The organism is Klebsiella indica, assembly GCF_005860775.1.
Lineage (GTDB): Bacteria > Pseudomonadota > Gammaproteobacteria > Enterobacterales > Enterobacteriaceae > Klebsiella > Klebsiella indica.
In genome coordinates this window covers 258,123-273,785 of sequence record NZ_VCHQ01000026.1, presented here as the reverse complement: position 1 = coordinate 273,785, position 15,663 = coordinate 258,123, and the positions used below count along the sequence as shown (strand labels likewise).

Genomic DNA, 15,663 nt, shown 5'->3' with positions numbered 1-15,663 from the left:
AGGCTGCGATGACGCTTATTACCAGTAACTTTCGTCCCGAAGATGCCGTATACCGCCATGTGATCCCGGCGGGAGAACCCTGGCTTTTTGAGGTGAAAAAAGGGCAAACCCTGCGGCTGCTCGACCTCGAAGGCAATCAGGCGATTGATACGCTGTTCTACAATGCCGATAACCCCCGCGAGCGTTACGATCCCCAGCGTACGCTGCGCCGTCAGGGCAAGGCTTATCTGACCACCGGCAGCGTACTGTATTCCAATCTTGGTAACCCGCTGCTCACCATCGTCGCCGATACCTGTGGCCGCCACGATACCCTCGGCGGCGCCTGCGCTCAGGAGAGTAATACCGTGCGCTACGCCATGGATAAACGCTATATGCACAGCTGCCGGGATAACTTTCTCTGCGCCTGCCTGCACGATGGTCGTCTGCGCAAGCGCGATATCGGCGCCAATATTAATTTCTTTATGAATGTCCCGGTGACCCCTGAAGGCGGCCTGACCTTTGAAGACGGTATTTCGGCGGCGGGAAAATACGTTGAGCTGCGCGCCGAATGCAACGCCGTGGTGCTGATTTCCAACTGTCCGCAGTTGAACAACCCCTGCAACGGCTGGAACCCAACGCCTGCTGAAGTTCTGGTGTGGAATTGACCGGGTTATGCCTATCGGCTGAATAGTCTACCGACGCACAAATCTTAAGCGCCGGTTGGCCCCGGGGACGACCCCAGGGGAAACGCGATTTTTGCGGGACGACCCGCGTTCCTGTGAGTTCCGCTTATGTTTGATACCTTACTGATTGCCAATCGGGGTGCTATCGCTTGTCGCATCCTGCGTACACTGCGCGCCATGCAAGTCAAGGGCGTGGCCGTGTACTCTGAAGCCGATTTGAGCAGTTTACATATACGTGACGCAGATGAAGCGTTAAGCCTCGGCGACGGCCCGGCGGCGCAAACTTATCTGGCGAGTGAAAAAATTATTGCCGCTGCGCGGCAGAGCGGCGCCAAAGCGATTCACCCCGGCTACGGTTTCCTCTCGGAAAATGCCGCGTTCGCCGAGGCGTGCGAAGCGGCGGGGCTGGTTTTCGTTGGCCCGACGCCGCAGCAGTTGCGCATTTTTGGTCTGAAGCATACCGCTCGCGCCTTAGCCAAAGCCGAGGGAGTACCGCTGCTGGAAGGCAGTGAGCTGCTGGCCGATAGCGCTGAAGCACAGCGTGCGGCAGAGACGGTTGGCTATCCGGTGATGCTCAAAAGTACCGCTGGCGGCGGTGGAATCGGTATGCGCGTCTGCCGCGATGCCAGTGAGCTGTCAGCGGCATTCGAGGCCGTACAGCGACTGGGGCAAAACAACTTCAGTGACGCTGGGGTATTTCTCGAAAAATATATTGAACGCGCCCGTCACCTGGAGGTGCAGATCTTCGGCGATGGATGCGGAGATGTCATCGCCCTCGGCGTACGGGACTGCTCGGTACAGCGACGTAATCAAAAGGTGATTGAAGAGACGCCAGCGCCAAACCTGCCCGAAGGGATGGCCCAGGCCCTGTGTTCGGCAGCCATCGCCCTTGGTAAGGCGGTGAATTACCGCAGCGCCGGTACCGTTGAATTTGTGTATGACAGCGCGGCGCGGCAGTTTTACTTTCTCGAAGTGAATACCCGGCTTCAGGTGGAACACGGCGTGACGGAGCAGGTCTGGGGCGTGGATCTGGTGCGCTGGATGATTGAATTAGCGGCAGGCGATCTTCCGCCGCTGAGTCAACTGGCTGCCGGGCTACGGCCACAGGGGCATGCTATTCAGGCGCGCATTTACGCGGAAGATCCGGGGCAGCAGTTTCAGCCTTCTCCGGGGTTGTTGACGGAAGCGGCGTTTCCGGCGGCGGATGGCAGAAGTCTGCGTATTGATCGCTGGGTGGAAGCAGGCTGCGACGTGCCGCCATTTTTCGATCCCATGCTGGCGAAAATCATCGTATGGCGCCCTGGCCGTGAGGACGCGATCGCCGGTCTGCTCCAGGCGCTGACGGAGACCCGTCTGTACGGCGTGGAAACCAATCTTTTGTATCTGCAGCACATTCTTGCTTTTGCGCCGTTTACCGAGGGCCACCCCTGGACCCGTTGCCTGGAGCAATTGCGCTATCAGGCGGCAACGGTTGAGGTTTTGAGCGCCGGTACCCAGACGACGATTCAGGATTATCCGGGGCGCCTGGGGTATTGGGCGGTGGGGGTACCGCCATCGGGGCCGATGGATGACCGCGCCCTGCGTTTTGGTAACCGCCTGTTGGGCAACGCTGAAGACGATGCCGCGCTGGAGATCACCCTTAACGGGCCAGCGTTGAAATTTAATACCGCTGTTCAGGCGGTGATTTGCGGCGCATCGCTGCCCGCCACGCTGGATGGCGTCCCCCTGCCAATGGACCGCGTTTTTACTGTCCCTGCAGGGGCGACGCTGAAACTGGGCGCCATCAGCGGCGCGGGCGTCAGAAGCTATCTCTGCCTCAGCGGTGGCATTCAGGTGCCGGACTATTTAGGGAGTAAAAGTACCTTTACTCTCGGCCAATTTGGCGGCCACGGCGGGCGGGCTTTACGTGGCGGCGACGTATTGCATCTGGCGCCGCGGCCCACTGCCGCGCATGACAGTAAACTGCCCGACGCCCTGCGCACGGGGCTGGCGGATGTGCGTACGCTGCGGGTCATTTATGGCCCTCACGGCGCGCCGGAGTTCTTTACGCCTGACTACATTGAGACATTCTTTGCAACCGAATGGGAAGTGCATTTTAACTCCAGCCGTACCGGCGTGCGTCTGATTGGGCCGAAACCGCTCTGGAGCCGGGATAGCGGGGGCGAGGCGGGGCTGCATCCCTCGAACATTCATGACAACCCTTACGCCGTTGGCGCAGTGGATTTTACCGGCGATATGCCGGTGATCCTGGGGCCTGATGGCCCGAGCCTCGGCGGTTTTGTTTGTCCGGTGACGGTGATTGAAGCCGATCTCTGGCAAACAGGACAGCTTAAAGCCGGGGATAAAGTGCGTTTTGTGCCGGTGGATCTTCTCACCGCCAGACGGCTGGCCGCCGGGCGACGCGCCGAACTGGCGACGCTCCAGCCACAGGAGACGGTCTGGCAACCTGCGCCGCTGACTTCGCCGATGGTCATGACCTGCGGCGAGGGGGATAAACGTCTGGTGGCGCGTCTCTCCGGCGATACGCATCTGCTGCTGGAAGCGGGAGAGGCGGAACTGGATCTGGTGCTGCGTTTTCGCATTCACGCGCTGATGCAGGCGCTGGAAGCGCAATCCCGACAAGGGGTGATTGATATCACGCCGGGGATCCGTTCGCTGCAAATCCATTTCCAGCCAGAAACCCTGCTCCTGGAACAACTGCTGGCGTGGGTACGCGCTGAATGGGCGACGGTCTGCGTCAGCGATGATCTGCAGGTCCCCACGCGGGTGGTGCACCTGCCGCTCTCCTGGGATGATCCGGCCTGTCGTAAAGCGATCGACAAATATATGACCACCGTGCGCCATGACGCCCCCTGGTGCCCGAGTAACCTGGAATTTATCCGTCGGATTAATAACCTGCCTGATGAACAGGCGGTGTGGAATACGGTGTTTGACGCCCGCTATTTGGTGATGGGGCTGGGCGATGTTTATCTCGGCGCGCCGGTTGCGACCCCGCTCGATCCCCGTCACCGACTGGTGACGACCAAGTACAACCCGGCGCGAACCTGGACGGCGGAAAACTCCGTCGGTATCGGCGGCGCCTATCTGTGCGTCTATGGCATGGAAGGACCTGGCGGCTATCAGTTTGTCGGCCGCACGCTGCAAATGTGGAACCGCTATCATAATGTCGCTGATTTTGCTGGTAAACCCTGGCTGCTGCGCTTTTTTGACCAGTTGCGGTTTTACCCGGTTTCGGCTGAGGAACTGCTGCGGATCCGTCGCGATTTTCCACTTGGGCGCTATCCCCTGCGTATTGAACATAGCACGCTGCGGCTGGCGGAATATCAGCAGTTTCTCGCGCGTGAAGCGCAGAGTATCGCCGCGTTTCGCGACCATCAGCAGCAGGCGTTTAATGCCGAACGTGAGCGCTGGATTGCCAACGGCCAGGCGGATTTTACCACTCAGGAGAACGTAACCGAAGAGGGCGGCGATATGCCGTTGCAGCAGGGTGAGCAGGGGGTGGAAAGTCCAATTTCCGGTAACTTATGGCAGGTGCAGGTCGCAGTGGGGAGTCGGGTGCGCGAGGGAGAGGTGCTGGTTGTGCTCGAATCCATGAAGATGGAGATCCCATTACTGGCGCCGTGTGACGGCATTATTCAGCAGATTAGCGTTCAGCCGGGTAGCGCGGTTCATGCCGGGCAACGGGTGGCGGTGATTATTGAGGAGAATGTGTAAATGCAGCAAACGTTTGATTTACGCCTGGCAACCCTGGCGGCGGATTATCGCAGCGGTAGCATCACCCCACGTGCGTTGCTGGCGAAAATACGCCAGCGGGCGCAGGCGTTGAATCCGGAGTTTCGGCTTTTTATTCATATACTGAGCGAAGAGGAACAGGCGCCTTTTCTGGCGCGGCTGGACGCATGTACGCCAGAATCGTTGCCGTTATACGGCGTGCCGTTCGCCATTAAAGACAATATTGACCTGGCGGAGAGTGTGACGACCGCAGCCTGTCCGGCCTTTGCCTACCGGGCGGAGCAGAGCGCCACCGTTGTCGAACAGTTAATTGCGCTGGGGGCGGTGCCGGTAGGTAAAACCAATCTCGATCAGTTTGCCACAGGCCTCAATGGGACCCGATCGCCATATGGCCGCTGTCGCAACAGCTATCACCCGGATTACCCCGCCGGCGGGTCCAGCGCCGGTTCCGCGCTGGCGGTGGCGTTAGGCGTCGCCAGCTTTTCGCTGGGGACCGACACCGCCGGTAGCGGACGGGTGCCCGCCGGGCTGAATAATCTGGTGGGACTGAAAGCGAGCAAAGGGCTGATCTCCACCGCAGGGGTGGTGCCCGCCTGCCGTACGCTGGACTGCGTAACCTTTTTCAGCGCTACCGCCGATGAGGCCAGTCAGTTGCTGGATCTTGTCGCGCGCGACGATCCGCGGGACGCATACAGTCGCCACAATCCGCAGTGGAACCGTCGTCAGGCGTTCGGTACGCTGTCGGCGGGTTTTCGTTTTGGCATACCGCGCGAGCTTAATTTTCTCGGCTGCGAAGCGAGCGCACATCTGTTTACCCGCGCCTGCGAGCGAATGACGGCACTTGGCGGCATCCCCGTCGAAATAGACTTCACCCCGTTTCTCGCGGCGGCCCGTTTGTTGTATGAAGGGCCGTGGGTTGCTGAACGCTATGCGGTGGTTGGCCCGTTGATTGAACAAAACCCGGATGCGGTGCTGCCGGTGATTCGCGACGTGCTGGCGAAAGCGCCGGGGACGGATGCGACGACGACCTTTAAAGCGATGTATCAACTGCAGCATTACAAGGCGCAGTGCGACGCGATTCTGGCAACGCTGGACTGCGTTCTGACGCCAACCTATCCGCGTCCGGTTACGCTTGACGAACTGGACGCCGAGCCGATCAAGCGTAATGCCGATTTGGGGTATTACACCAACTTTATGAACCTGCTGGATTATGCCGCCGTCAGCGTGCCGGCTGGATTTATGCCTGACGGGCTGCCATCCGGCGTGACCCTGTTTGGCCGGGTCTTTACCGATCAATATCTGCTGAGCCTCGCCGATGCGTTTCAGCGTTGTGAACCGCTGGCGCTGCCTGGCGGGACGTTGCCGGACAGAACGCCACCTGCACATGCCGCCAGCCATGACCGAATGGCGCTGGTTGTTTGCGGCGCGCATCTTGATGGCCTGCCGCTTAACGGCCAGCTACGGGCGCGAGGCGGGCGATTGCTACAGGCGACCCAAAGCGCGCCTTATTATCGTTTATACGCGCTTGCTGATGGTAAACGTCCGGCGATGGTGCGTGATAATTGCGGCGGGAGAGCGATTGCGGTCGAAGTGTGGGAATTACCTTCCGCAGAGGTCGGTTCATTGTTAGCCGGTATCGCTGCGCCGCTGGGTTTAGGGCAAGTCGAACTCGCCGACGGACGCAGATTAACGGGGTTTATCTGCGAGGCTGAAGGGTTACAGGGGGCCACGGAAATCACCGCGTACGGCGGCTGGCGCGCCTGGCTGTCACGCTAGTCGGTCTGGACCTTTGTCGCGTGCGGCAAAGGTCTTTTATGTGACGGTGTCACTTATTTTTCTAACATACTGATACATTTCTGCCAGGTCATTAGCAACCTTTCGGTAGGGCTCGCGCCCTGAGAACGTTATTCTTCCCCGCTTTTCCATTTTCAGGCCCTTTGTAACCCAGGTAAACGACCGCTAATGTCCCTAATGAGAGATGAAATTCGCGACCACTCAGCGGAAAAGATGCTATTTATCCGCCGTGCCGTAATTGCTTTTCTGGTGGTGGTGGTCTGCTTTGTTATTCTGATTGTCAATCTCTATCACCTCCAGATAGATCAGTACGACTTTTACCAGACCCGCTCAAACCAGAATGACATCAAGATGCTGCCCATCGCGCCAAGCCGGGGGCTGATTTTCGATCGTAACGGTATTCCGCTGGTGCAAAATGTTACATTGTACCGTTTACAGGTGATCCCGAGCAAAATCGCCGATATGAAGGCGCTCCTGCGGCAGTTAACGCCGATTATCGATCTCACCCCACAAGATATCGCCGATTTCCGCGACGACATGCAGCACAACAGCCGCTATAAAGAGGTGACCTTAAAATCCGATCTCAGCGATGTTGAAGTGGCGCGTTTTGCCGTCAATGAGTTTCGTTTCCCCGGCGTGACCATTGAAAGTTACCAGCAGCGCCGGTATCCCTATGGCGCGGAACTGGCGCACGTGGTCGGCTATGTATCGAAAATCAACGACAGCGATCTGCAAAAGCTGGCGAAAGCGGGCGAAGCGGAGAACTATGCCGCCGACCACAATATCGGCAAGCAGGGCATTGAAGGCTACTACGAGAAAGCGCTGCACGGCACCACCGGCTATCAGGAAGTTGAGGTGGATAACCATGGTCGGGTGGTACGCCTGCTGAAAGAGGTCCCGCCGGTGGCCGGAAAGAACATCTACCTGACGCTGGATCTGCATTTACAGCAGTATATCGAATCGGTGCTGAAGGGGCAGCGTGCGGCGGTCGTCGTCGTCGATCCGCGCGATGGCGGGGTGCTGGCGATGGTTTCCAGCCCCAGCTATGATCCAAACCCGTTCGTCAGGGGGATTGGCTATCAGGCTTATCGCGCGCTACTGGATAATCCGGATCGCCCGCTGATTAATCGCGTGACCCAGGGGCTATATCCACCCGCATCAACGGTGAAACCCTATATGGCGCTGTCGGCGTTGTCCGCGGGCGTCATCACCCCTACCACGACGTTTTTTGGCGGGCCGACCTGGACACTGCCGGGCACGCAGCGCCGCTATCGCGACTGGCTGAAGAGCGGTCACGGTATTCTAAATGTTACCAAAGCGATTGAAGAGTCGGCGGATACGTTTTTCTATCAGGTGGCGTATGAAATGGGGATCGACCGTATCCATGAGTGGTTAAGTAAGTTTGGCTACGGACAGTCAACGGGGATCGATCTGAATGAAGAGTATACCGGGGTGCTGCCGAGCCGGGAGTGGAAGCTGAGGGTACATAAAAAACCGTGGTATCAGGGAGACACGATCTCCGTCGGCATCGGCCAGGGCTACTGGATTGCGACGCCAATTCAGATGGTGAAGGCCCTGACTACCCTGATTAACAACGGTAAGGTGAAAAACCCGCATCTGCTCTATTCCATGAAGCAAGGCAATATGATTGAACGCTACCAGCAACCGCAGAATCTTCCACAGATTGGCGATCCGCATTCACCTTACTGGGGGATTGTGCGTAACGGAATGTACGGCATGGCGAATCTGCCGAACGGTACCGGATATAAGCTGTTTCACACTGCGCCGTACCAGATTGCGGCAAAATCCGGTACTTCCCAGGTCTTCAGCCTCAAGGAGAACCAGACCTATAACGCGAAAATGATCCCGGTGCGTCTGCGCGACCATATTTTCTATACGTTGTTTGCGCCGTATCAGCATCCGAAGGTGGCGATGGCGTTGATTCTGGAAAACGGCGGCGGCGATGGTGTGGTGGCCGGGCCGACTGCACGTAAGATTCTCGACCATATCTTTGATCCGGCCAGTGCATCACAGGACGGTGGCGCGGGAGCGAACGTGCCGCAGGTGGAGAGCGCCGATGCGCGGTAGGCCGTTATTCACTCTGGTCATAAGCGATGACGGATTGGTTATTTGCCGCCGTCTGCGCTTTTGCTCATAGTAGGGTTCTGGATGATTCTGAAAAAGGCGCTCTGATGTCGTTAAGCCGAAAAACATTGCTTCTTGTGCAAACTGGTACTCCGCCGGTTGAAATCATTTCCGACCATGGCGATCTTCCTGTCTGGTTTAGCCATTTACTTGCGCCCTGGCGCAATAAAATCCGCGTCGCGCGGGTGTTTGCCGGGGAACCGCTTCCCGCGCCCGATAAGGATACGGTGGCGGTGATCACCGGCTCCTGGGACATGGTAACTGAGCGTCTGCCGTGGAGTGAAATGACCGCCGAATGGATCCGTGAAGCGATGACGATGGCGATGCCGCTGTTTGGCGTTTGCTATGGGCATCAACTCATGGCACACGCGCTGGGCGGTGAGGTGGATTATCACCCGGCAGGGCGCGAGGCGGGAAGCAAAACTATTTCACTGTCTGAGCGTGGGATTAAGGATAGCCTGCTGGCGAAGCAACCGGCCTCTTTCAGCGCACATCTTACCCATATGCAGACGGTGATCAGGCTACCGCAAGGGGCGACGGTGCTGGCTTCTTCCCGGCACGATCCGCACCAGATTGTCCGTTATGGCGAACATGCCGTGTCCACTCAGTTCCACCCGGAAATTACCCCGGCGATTGCCCGCTCGCTGATTGCCTGGCGCCAGACGGCGCTGCGCAATGAGGGGATTGATCCAGAAAAGCTGAGTCGCGAAGTGGTGGAGAGCCCTGAGGCATCTGCTGTTTTGACCCGTTTTATCGCTCACTATCTGACGCCGGATCTGAAAACGGCTTAACGAGGGGCGTCGGAGGGAAGCAGGGGAATAAAAAGCCGATAAGGTGAGTTATCGGCATACGATTGCTGACATCGCGCATTTTTCCGCAACCGCCCGGCGGCGCTTCGCTTGCACGGGCCTGTGGGAAATACGTACCACAATGATACTATTGGTGTTGTAGGCCGGGTAAGGCGTCAGCCGCCACCCGGCAGAAAGGTGTATAGCAGTGTCCGGAAAATAAGGTTATTGCGCCAGCAATTCCTCAGTGGTACGTTCCACTAGGCTTAGCAGAACCTTTATGTCATCTAACGTGACGAGGGGGTTCAGCAGTGTCAGTTTCAGGCAGGTCACGCCTTTGTGCTCGGTCACGCCAACGTTGGCGCGACCAGTCGCCAGCAGCGCATCGCCAACACGCTGGTTGAGCAGGCCGATGGTCATATCATCGCTGCCCGCCATCTGGTGAGGGCGAGAACGGAACAGCACGCTCGCCAGCTGCGGCTGCATCACCAGTTCCAGCGACGGCTGAGTTTCGACATATTCCGCCACGTTCAGCGCCATGGTCACGCCGTGATCGATGATCTCCGCGTACTGCTTCCGGCCCAGTGCTTCCAGGCCCATCCATAGCTTCAGCGCATCGAAGCGACGGGTGGTTTGCAGCGATTTAGACACCAGGTTCGGTACGCCGTGCTCTTCATCGAATTCGGAGTTCAGATACGCGGCCTGATAGCGCATCAGCTCGTAGTGACGGGCTTCTTTTAACAGAAACGCGCCACAGCTGATGGTCTGGAAGAACTGTTTGTGGAAATCCAGGGTGATGGAATCCACTAACTCAATACCGTCCAGGCGGTCGCGATACTTTTCAGACATCAGCAGCGCGCCGCCCCAGGCAGCATCAACGTGCAGCCAGATCTGGTGTTCGGCGGCGATTGCAGCAATGGCCCGCAGCGGGTCAATTGCCCCCGCATCGGTGGTGCCTGCGGTGGCGACAATCGCCATGATCTGTTCGCCGTTGGCCTGCGCCTGCGCGATCTTCGCTTGCAGGTCCGCTATGTCCATCCGGGCGAACTCATCGGTTTTCACCAGCGTCACGGAACGGTAGCCGAGGCCCATCAACGCCATATTTTTCTGCACCGAGAAGTGGGCGTTTTCTGAACACAGCACTTTGTACTGACGGATATCGCCCGGCAGCCCCTCCTGCTGGATCGAATGACCCTGGCGGGCGAAGAAGGCATCACGCGCCAGCATCAGCCCCATCATATTGCTCTGAGTGCCGCCGCTGGTGAACACGCCCGCATCGCCAGCGCCGTAGCCGACCTGGGCGCGTAGCCACTCAATCAGCTTAATTTCGATAAGGGTCGCTGACGGACTTTGATCCCAGGAGTCCATGCTCTGGTTGGTGGCGTTAATCAGCACTTCCGCCGCCTGGCTAATCACCAGGCTCGGGCAGTGAAGATGCGCGACGCAATGCGGGTGATGTACCGACAGGCTGTCTTTGAGGAAAAACTCGATCGCCCGGTCAATTGCCGCCTGGTTGCCGAGCCCTTGTTCATTGAAATCAAGGTGGATGCGCTGACGTAATTCGTCAACGCTTTTCCCCTGATACATCTCAGGCTGCTGCAGCCACTGCGCTACCGCCTGGCTGCTCTGGGCGATCGCCTGCTGGTAGGCGTCAATGCTCTGCGTGGTACCGGCAAGAACTGGATTCAATTTTGACATTGCGGTCATTCGCTCCACTCAGACCGGTTTTACGCCGGCGCCCAGCAGGGCCTGTTCAAATTTATCGAAGAAGATCTCCAGCTCCGCGTTACTGATCAGCAGGGATGGCAGCAGACGCAGTACGCAGCCGTTACGACCGCCGCGCTCAAGGATCAGACCCGCTTCAAAGCACTTCTTCTGCAGCAGCGCAGAGAGTTCGCCATCCGCCGGGTAGCTACCCAGATGGTCCGGCGCTTCGTTCGGTTTAACGATTTCAATACCGATCATCAGACCCAGACCGCGCACGTGACCGATAACCGGGTAACGTTTCTGCATCTCAGCCAGTTTGCCTTTCAGCCACTCGCCCTGGGCGGCGACTTTATCGGCGATATGGTTGTCTTTCAGATAGCGCAGGGTGGTCAGGCCGGTCGCCATCGCCAGCTGGTTGCCGCGGAAAGTCCCAGTGTGGTGACCCGGTTCCCAGGCATCGAACGGCTTTTTAATACCGAGAACGGCCAGCGGCAGACCGCCGCCAACGGCTTTTGACATCACGATGATGTCCGGCTCAATGCCTGCATGTTCAAAGGCGAAGAATTTACCGGTACGGGCAAAGCCTGCCTGAACTTCATCGATGATCAACAGAATGCCGTGTTCCTGAGTCACTTTACGGATGCGCTGCAGCCACTCGACCGGCGCCGGGTTCACGCCGCCTTCCCCCTGAACGGCTTCCAGGATCACCGCCGCCGGTTTACGCACGCCGCTTTCCACGTCGTTGATCAGGTTTTCGAAGTAGTAGGCCAGTGCTTTTACGCCCGCATCGCCGCCGATACCCAGCGGGCAGCGATACTGATGCGGATAAGGCATAAACTGCACTTCCGGCATCATGCCGTTCACCGCCGCTTTCGGCGACAGATTACCGGTGACGGACAGCGCGCCGTGGGTCATCCCATGGTAGCCGCCGGAGAAGCTGATTACGGAAGAACGACCGGTGTATTTTTTCGCCAGTTTCAGCGCCGCTTCCACGGCGTCAGCGCCGGACGGGCCAGTGAACTGCAGGCAGTATTCTTTGCCTTCGCCCGGTAACAGAGAGAGCAGGTATTCAGAGAAGCGATCTTTTAACGGTGTTGTCAGATCGAGGGTATGTAACGGCAAGCCGCTGGTAATGACACTTTGGATGCTTTGTAACACATCAGGATGGTTGTGGCCGAGAGCCAGAGTACCGGCGCCGGCAAGGCAATCCAGATACTGCTTGTTATCCGCATCGGTCAGCCAGACGCCTTCCGCTTTAGTAATCGCCAACGGCAGTTTGCGCGGGTAGCTCCTGACATTCGACTCGAATTCAGCCTGACGGGCCAAAAAGGTATCGTTGTTTGCATCTAATAAATCTGCGCCTAAAGTATCAATACGGACTTTATCCGTCATCATATCACTCCCACAACCCGTGTTTCGCTTGAACGCGGGTTGAATAAAATGGTGTAAAAAATTGAATTGCCATGCATAAGGCGCGCACAATATATGGCTTTTTAAATTTGCATTCAACGTTTTATTTATTAAGGTATTTTTTCATTATTCTTACTTTAACGGATAGACCTTTAATTTATTGATATTGTTATTAATTATTAAATAGCCCAAGGCCTTTTAAATTGTCATTTTTAGTTAAAAATAACGTACTTTTATTACCGCGATGCTGCCCTTGCCGGTGGAACGATTCCGCCAGCAAGGCCATGACTCAATGCAGTTCAACCGCATAATTTGTCAGCGGGGTAATTTTTTTAACTAACTTGTTGGTGTATAAAAACTGTTCATAGGCTTCATAGCGCGGTTTATTCAGCGCCGCCGGATTGACGGCAAACAGGGGGAGGGTTTTCAGCCAGGCCTGCTTGTTCAGTTCGGTGTTAAGTTCAGGATGCGCGTCGGCAAAGGCCAGCCAGGTCTGCTGAGGATGGGCGCGCAGATAAGTGACCCCTTTTTGCAATGCGGCAAGGAATTTCTTGATTTTCGGGGCGTTGACCTCGTCACGGTTGGCGACGATCACCAGTTCATCGTAGGCCGGTACGCCATAATCCTCGACGTTCATCACAACGGGATCTTTCCCCTGCAGCTTCAGCTCCAGCGCTTCTATATTACGATAGCCGCCAATGACCGCATCGACCTGGCCGGCTAGCAGGGCGCTGGTTAACTGGAAGTTAACATTGACCAGTTTGATACTTTTGGGGTCGATATGCGCATACTGCGCCATGGTTGCCAGCGTCGCCTGTTCAATACCGCTAACCGAATAGCCAACTTTCTTGCCTTGCAGGTCGGCCGGGGTTTTGATGTCTTTATCCAGGGTAATTACCGTGTTTAACGGTGAATTAATCAGCGTACCGACGCGCACCAGAGGCAGCCCTTCATCAGCAAAAAAATGCACCTGCGGCTGATAGGTGATCGCCAGATCGGCCTGATGAGCGGCCACCAGTCGCGGCGGTAACGCCGGGTCCGATGGCGGCACAATGGTGACGTCCAGTCCGGCTTCTTTAAAGGCGCCAATCTGTTCGGCCACCATGATCGGCGCGTGATCCGGGTTGATATACCAGTCCAGCACCAGGGTGAGTTTCTCGTTGGCCAGCGCCTGGCCGCAGAGCAGCGCGGTGAGGGCTATTGCGGCGGGTACAGATTTACGCATGGTTACTCCTTATATAAAAGCGTCATTATTCCGGCGCCCAGTTAATCAGCCGGTGTAGAAAAGCATCCACTGTCAGCCATAACAGGACCGTCAGCAGCACTAAAATAAACAGCGCCGCAAAACAGATATCCGTCTGCAGACGCGCGTTGGCATTGAGCATCACGTAGCCCAGGCCTTCGGCTGAGCCGACCCATTCGCCGATAATCGCCCCGATGGGGGCGACGGCCGCGGCCATTCTCAGGCCGGAGGCAAGAGCCGGAAGGGCCGCCATCATGCGCACATGGCGCAACTGCGCGCCAGAAGATGCCCCCATGGTGCGCGCCAGATCGAGATAGTCGTGGTTGACCCGCCGCAGCCCGTCAAAAAATGCCGAGGTCACGGGGAAGAAAATCACCAGCACCGCCATCATCACTTTGGCGCTTATGCCGAAGCCAAACCACAGTACGAGTAGCGGGGCGAGGGCAAAGACCGGGATCGCTTGACTGGTCAGCACCAGCGGCATTAGCCAGCGTTGAATACGCGGCGAGACGATCATACATAGCGCCAGCGCGACGCCGAGCAGCACGCCAGCCGTGAGGCCGCAGAGGATCTCGCTCAGGGTGATCAGCGTATGCCAGCCCAGGTAACCCCGGTTGAACCACAACGCGCTGGCCACCGCTGATGGTGAAGGAAGCAAAAAGGCCGGAATTCCGCTACGGCTCGCCAGCCACCAGAGCAGCAGCAGGCCGCAGAATACCACGCCGCCGCGCAACAGTTTAGCGTTCATCCGTTGGCCCTTATTAGCTGTTGCAGCAGCTCCGCCTGGCTGGTTAATACCTGCGGATCGTCACAGGCTCGGGGCGGCATGCCGGATAAGCGGTGCGTATCGTCAATTCCTCCGGCAGCGGGCGAGAGTACCAGCAGGCGATGGCTGAGTCGGCAGGCTTCCATCGGATCGTGGGTGATAAGCATCACGGTACGGTTCACTAACAATTCGGCGGCCAGGGTTTGAATTCGCGTGCGGGTAAGGGTATCGAGCGCTGAAAAGGGCTCGTCCATCAATACAATGGGGCGATCTTCATAAAGGGTGCGCGCCAGGGCCGCCCGCTGGCGCATTCCCCCCGACAGAGAGGATGGCCGGTCGCTGGCGCAGTGTTCGAGACCCACCCGCCTTAACAGCGTGGTGACGCGCGTGTCATTAATGGGTTCGCCGCGAAGACGCGCGCCGAGGGAGACATTGTCACGCACGCTTAGCCAGGGATAGAGCAGATCCTTTTGCCCCATCCAGGCCAGACGTTTTGCCATCGGCTGGCCATCGCTGGCGCGAACATGACCCGCCGTCGCCTGCTCCAGTCCGGCGATAATGCGCAGCAGGCTGGTTTTCCCCACGCCGCTGGCCCCCAGCAGAGACACCCACTGACCGCCAGGAATATCAAATGAGAGGTTGTCGAAGATCTGCCGGGCGTGAAAACGTAAGCTGAGGTTGCGCACCTCGATACCCGGCGCTATCACGTTGCGCACTCCGTGACGGCATTGAGTCCCATTTGCCAGAAGCTGGCCTCCAGCCGCGTGGCGGTGGTGAAGATGCGGCTGAGTTCAGCAAATCGGGCTTCGCCGCCACGTTGTTGCCACACGGTTTCCAGCAGATTAATAGCCGAATTAACCCCGCGCAGATAGCCCTCATCGCCATAGTTACGGATCCAGGACGCATAGGGGTTGGTGGTGAGGTTAGTGGCGGGATCGTGCAGTAAGCCGAGGCCGATTTCGGCGTATCCGGCAACGCAAGGCATCAGCGCCGTCAACAGATCCAGCGTATCGCCGGCGTGACCGATATCCAGTACGTAACGGGTGTAGTTGACGGTTTCCACGGCTTCAGGTGTGGCCGCCATTGTCGCCTCATCCAGACCCCATCCTGTGCAGTAGTCTACATGTAGCGGGAGCTCGTCAAGAATGGCGTTCATCGACGCGGCGGCGGCGCGCATTTCTGGCAACGTCTGCAGTTTACTCACCAGCAGCGCATAGCTCCGGGCAAAGTGGATCAGAAACAGATAATCCTGAGTCAGGTAACGGCGAAAAGCGATTTCGGGCAGGGTGCCTGCAGCGAGTTGCCGGAGAAAGGGGTGAGCGACATAGTGCTGCCAGTCAGCGTTGGCCTGCTGACGCAGACGACCATAAATACCCTGGGTGAACGCGGGAAGAATCACTGGACCTCCTGATAACG

The 15,663-nt window shown here is 57.7% G+C and carries 11 protein-coding genes; 5 read left to right on the top strand and 6 right to left on the bottom strand.

Going from position 1 to position 15,663, the window contains the following annotated elements; all coding sequences use genetic code 11:
• The first annotated feature begins 8 nt into the window (after positions 1 to 8).
• From FE839_RS19180 to FE839_RS19160, 5 genes are all read left to right on the top strand, one after another.
• Positions 9 to 644, top strand: a complete 636-nt coding sequence (locus FE839_RS19180) for an urea amidolyase associated protein UAAP2 (RefSeq protein ID WP_138362361.1) — start codon at positions 9 to 11, stop codon at positions 642 to 644.
• 126 nt (positions 645 to 770) lie between these two features.
• The gene (uca, locus tag FE839_RS19175) at positions 771 to 4,376 is read left to right on the top strand and encodes an urea carboxylase (protein ID WP_138362360.1); all 3,606 of its coding nucleotides are present in this window, start codon (positions 771 to 773) and stop codon (positions 4,374 to 4,376) included.
• Entirely contained in the window at positions 4,377 to 6,170 is a 1,794-nt protein-coding gene (gene atzF, locus FE839_RS19170; protein WP_138362359.1) for an allophanate hydrolase, read from the top strand.
• A gap of 186 nt (positions 6,171 to 6,356) precedes the next feature.
• On the top strand, positions 6,357 to 8,276 hold the full coding sequence (mrdA, locus tag FE839_RS19165; RefSeq protein WP_171034920.1) for a penicillin-binding protein 2: 1,920 nt from the start codon (positions 6,357 to 6,359) through the stop codon (positions 8,274 to 8,276).
• A gap of 104 nt (positions 8,277 to 8,380) precedes the next feature.
• Positions 8,381 to 9,124 carry a glutamine amidotransferase gene (locus tag FE839_RS19160; RefSeq protein ID WP_138362358.1) on the top strand — a complete coding sequence of 248 codons (744 nt, stop codon included), beginning with the start codon at positions 8,381 to 8,383 and terminating at the stop codon, positions 9,122 to 9,124.
• A gap of 222 nt (positions 9,125 to 9,346) precedes the next feature.
• Here FE839_RS19160 and FE839_RS19155 read toward each other — a convergent pair whose 3' ends face one another.
• From FE839_RS19155 to FE839_RS19130, 6 genes are all read right to left on the bottom strand, one after another.
• Positions 9,347 to 10,828, bottom strand: coding sequence for a pyridoxal phosphate-dependent decarboxylase family protein (locus FE839_RS19155; protein ID WP_171034919.1), 1,482 nt, complete (start codon positions 10,826 to 10,828; stop codon positions 9,347 to 9,349).
• A 9-nt stretch (positions 10,829 to 10,837) separates the two neighbouring features.
• Positions 10,838 to 12,223, bottom strand: a complete 1,386-nt coding sequence (locus FE839_RS19150; RefSeq protein WP_138362356.1) for a diaminobutyrate--2-oxoglutarate transaminase — start codon at positions 12,221 to 12,223, stop codon at positions 10,838 to 10,840.
• Between the two features lie 304 nt (positions 12,224 to 12,527).
• A complete protein-coding gene (locus FE839_RS19145; RefSeq protein ID WP_138362355.1) occupies positions 12,528 to 13,463 on the bottom strand; it encodes an ABC transporter substrate-binding protein in 936 nt (311 codons plus the stop codon).
• 25 nt (positions 13,464 to 13,488) lie between these two features.
• Positions 13,489 to 14,229: an ABC transporter permease gene (locus FE839_RS19140; protein WP_138362354.1), complete on the bottom strand. Its 741-nt coding sequence runs from the start codon at positions 14,227 to 14,229 to the stop codon at positions 13,489 to 13,491.
• Positions 14,226 to 14,954, bottom strand: a complete 729-nt coding sequence (locus tag FE839_RS19135) for an ABC transporter ATP-binding protein (protein WP_171034918.1) — start codon at positions 14,952 to 14,954, stop codon at positions 14,226 to 14,228. The genes FE839_RS19140 and FE839_RS19135 overlap by 4 nt, the downstream gene beginning before the upstream one ends.
• Positions 14,951 to 15,646, bottom strand: a complete 696-nt coding sequence (locus FE839_RS19130; RefSeq protein ID WP_138362353.1) for a TenA family protein — start codon at positions 15,644 to 15,646, stop codon at positions 14,951 to 14,953. Before FE839_RS19130 ends, FE839_RS19135 begins: the two co-directional genes overlap by 4 nt.
• Positions 15,647 to 15,663 lie beyond the last annotated feature (17 nt).

Bases quoted from the DNA above. Each gene is read 5' to 3' on its own strand.
- FE839_RS19180 (WP_138362361.1), top strand. From the start codon at position 9: ATGACGCTTATTACCAGTAACTTTCGTCCCGAAGATGCCGTATACCGC.
- uca (WP_138362360.1), top strand. From the start codon at position 771: ATGTTTGATACCTTACTGATTGCCAATCGGGGTGCTATCGCTTGTCGC.
- atzF (WP_138362359.1), top strand. From the start codon at position 4,377: ATGCAGCAAACGTTTGATTTACGCCTGGCAACCCTGGCGGCGGATTAT.
- mrdA (WP_171034920.1), top strand. From the start codon at position 6,357: ATGTCCCTAATGAGAGATGAAATTCGCGACCACTCAGCGGAAAAGATG.
- FE839_RS19160 (WP_138362358.1), top strand. From the start codon at position 8,381: ATGTCGTTAAGCCGAAAAACATTGCTTCTTGTGCAAACTGGTACTCCG.
- FE839_RS19155 (WP_171034919.1), bottom strand. From the start codon at position 10,828: ATGACCGCAATGTCAAAATTGAATCCAGTTCTTGCCGGTACCACGCAG.
- FE839_RS19150 (WP_138362356.1), bottom strand. From the start codon at position 12,223: ATGATGACGGATAAAGTCCGTATTGATACTTTAGGCGCAGATTTATTA.
- FE839_RS19145 (WP_138362355.1), bottom strand. From the start codon at position 13,463: ATGCGTAAATCTGTACCCGCCGCAATAGCCCTCACCGCGCTGCTCTGC.
- FE839_RS19140 (WP_138362354.1), bottom strand. From the start codon at position 14,229: ATGAACGCTAAACTGTTGCGCGGCGGCGTGGTATTCTGCGGCCTGCTG.